Source organism: Trinickia sp., assembly GCF_051954495.1.
Taxonomy (GTDB): domain Bacteria; phylum Pseudomonadota; class Gammaproteobacteria; order Burkholderiales; family Burkholderiaceae; genus Trinickia.
The window spans coordinates 1-2,567 of sequence record NZ_JBQCHR010000026.1 but is presented as its reverse complement, the minus strand read 5'-3'; the positions used below and the strand labels follow the sequence as shown (position 1 = coordinate 2,567).

3 protein-coding genes are annotated in these 2,567 nt (G+C 64.5%); all 3 read right to left on the bottom strand.

From position 1 onward, the window contains the following. Positions 1-456 (bottom strand): enoyl-CoA hydratase-related protein (locus ACTHNR_RS03670; RefSeq protein WP_440546118.1); only part of this gene is annotated, 456 nt, incomplete at its 3' end. Further along, on the bottom strand, positions 453-1,694 hold the full coding sequence (locus tag ACTHNR_RS03665) for a CaiB/BaiF CoA transferase family protein (RefSeq protein WP_440546117.1): 1,242 nt from the start codon (positions 1,692-1,694) through the stop codon (positions 453-455). The genes ACTHNR_RS03670 and ACTHNR_RS03665, both read right to left, overlap by 4 nt. Before the next feature lie 148 nt (positions 1,695-1,842). After that, a partial coding sequence (locus ACTHNR_RS03660; protein ID WP_440546116.1) for a LysR substrate-binding domain-containing protein occupies positions 1,843-2,567 on the bottom strand: 725 nt, incomplete at its 5' end.

Sequence of the window (2,567 nt, the reverse complement as noted above, 5' to 3'; positions counted from 1 at the left end):
GCCTACCGCGCGCGGCAGACGCTGCGTGCCGCCCGCACCCGGCACGATGCCGAGCTTGACCTCCGGCTGGCCGAACACAGCGTCGTCCGCGGCGATGACGATGTCGCACATCATCGCCAGCTCGCAGCCGCCGCCGAGCGCGTAGCCGCCGACCGCCGCAATCAGCGGTTTGCGAGCCGTTCGAATGCGGTCCCAGCTACGGCCGATGTAGTCGTCGCAGAATGCGCTCGCGTAATCGAGCTTCGACATCGCGACGATGTCCGCGCCCGCTGCGAACGCTTTGTCGGATCCGGTCAAAACCGTTGCATGAACCTGCGGGTCGGTTTCGTTTCGCAGCAGGACGTCGGTCAGGCGATCCATCAACGCGTCGGTCAGCGGATTGAGCGCGTTGTCCGACGTCAATCGAACCAGCGAGACTCGCCCGCGCCGCTCGCTTTGGGTCATCGCGGCGCTCATGCGCTCACCTTGCGGTCTTCTTCGCAGATTTCGTGTGCTGTTCGGCCCGCGCGGATGACGCCCGCGTTGAGCAGTCCCGCGATTTCGCCTTCGTCAAAGCCGTATCGCTCCAGCATCTGCAGCGTGTGCTGGCCCGTGAGCGGCGCGGGGAGATCCGGCGCCGCCGGACGGTCGGACGGCCCGAGTGCGAAGCCGTGCGTGCGCACGGGGCCCGCGACCGGATGATGAATCGTCTGCGGCAGTCCGGAGTCGGCATACTCCGCCGATTCGACGACATCGCCGTAGGTGGCGATCGGCGTGCACAGAATGTCGCGAGCCGCTAGCTGTTCCATCCAATCGGCGGTCGTGCGTTCGACAAATCGCGCCGCGAGCATGTGATGCAGCGTCGCGCGGTGACGCACGCGATCGTCGTTCGTGGCGAATCGCGCGTCCGCTTCGAGCATCGGCAAAGCTAGCACCTCGCATAACGCTCGCCATCGTTCCGGATGGTAGGCGACCACCATCATCCAGCCGTCCTGCGTGGGGAACGCTTCATTCGGACAAGCATAGGGCGCGGCACTGCCGGTCTTCTCCGGCTCGCGTCCTGACGCGAAGAACGCGGCGAAACCGATCTGCTGCATCATCAGCGTCGCGTTGTACAAGCTCACGTCGAGATGCTGACCACTGCCGCCCGCGCGGGCTTGATGCAACGCGCCGAGAATCGCGATCGACGCCAGATAGCCCCCCATCATGTCAGCGACGGGGATCGGCACCTTGAGCGGCTCGGCGCTCGTCGTGCCCAGTGTGCTCATCAAACCGCTGACGGCTTGGATCACGCCATCGACGCCGGGCCGCTTGCAACTCGCACCCTTCTGGCCGAACGCCGAGATCGAGCAGTACACGAGCCGAGCATTCAGTTGCCGCAATGCGTCGAAGTCGAGCCCCATCGATGCCATGACGCCCGGCCTGAAATTTTCGACGAGTACGTCCGCCTCCCGCACCATCCGGCGAACGACGTGGCGCCCTGCGTCCGTCTTCAGGTCGATAGCGATGCTGTACTTGTTGCGGTTGACGCTGATAAAGGCAGCGCTTTCGCCGCTTATCCACGGCGGCCCGATGCGCCGCCCGATCTCGCCATCGGGCGGCTCGATCTTGACGACGTGCGCGCCGAGGTCGGCGAGGGTCATCGAGCAGACCGGTCCGGCAAGGACGTGCGAGAAATCGATCACTCGCACGCCATTGAGGCTGTCTCTTAACATGTGTGATTGTCCCGTCTCGTGACTCGCCACTGCAGCGAATCATGCCGACGAGATTACGGACTCGCCGGCCTTGCGGACAATCGACAATTAGGAAACCACCCTTTAACTTTTTGTTAAAAGGTCGGCGCTCGCAGCGCTGTTCGTCGTGCTATTCGTCGAGCATGGCGAGCAGCCAACGGCGGAAGATCTTCAGCGCGTCCGATTGCGGACGCGCGGTTGGCCAAGCGAAGTAATACGTGTGGCGCCCGCGATCGAGCTCGAACGAAAATGGCGCGACGAGCAGGCCGCTTTCGAGTTCACCGCGCACCAGCGCCTTCTGCGCGATTGCAACGCCGTGCCCTTCGATCGCTGCCTGATACGCCAGCAGCGACGTTTCGTAGCGCATCTCGCGGCGTCGCGCGTTCAAGGGAAGACCCGCAGCCTTCAGCCACAGCGTCCAATCTTCCGGGCGCGCGAGCGTATGCAGAAGCGTTTCGCCCTGCAACTGCGAGCGGGCCTTGACCTGTCTGGATGGCGCCGCTACCGGCACGAGTTCGTTCGCGATCAGACGTTGCACGCGCAGGCCGGGCCAGTTGCCCTCGCCTAGCTGGATGCCAGCGTCGATGTCCTCGCGCGCGAAATTCAATGGAGCCGGGGATGTCGTCAGTTGCACGTCGATGTTCTCGTGCAGTCGATGAAAGCTCGCGAGACGCGGAATCAGCCAGCGCACCGCGAAGGTCGCGGGCGAGCGGATCTTCAGCACGCGCGAGCGCCGCTCGGGCGAACGCAGACTGTCGGTCGCTTCGCGCAGCGATGCGAACAGCGGCATCAGTTCCGCCAGATACCGCGCGCCCGCCGACGTCAGCTCGAGCCTTCCTTTGACGCGCTCGAACA

Excerpts from the sequence above, each read along its gene's own strand:
- ACTHNR_RS03665 (WP_440546117.1), bottom strand. The coding sequence starts at position 1,694 with ATGTTAAGAGACAGCCTCAATGGCGTGCGAGTGATCGATTTCTCGCAC.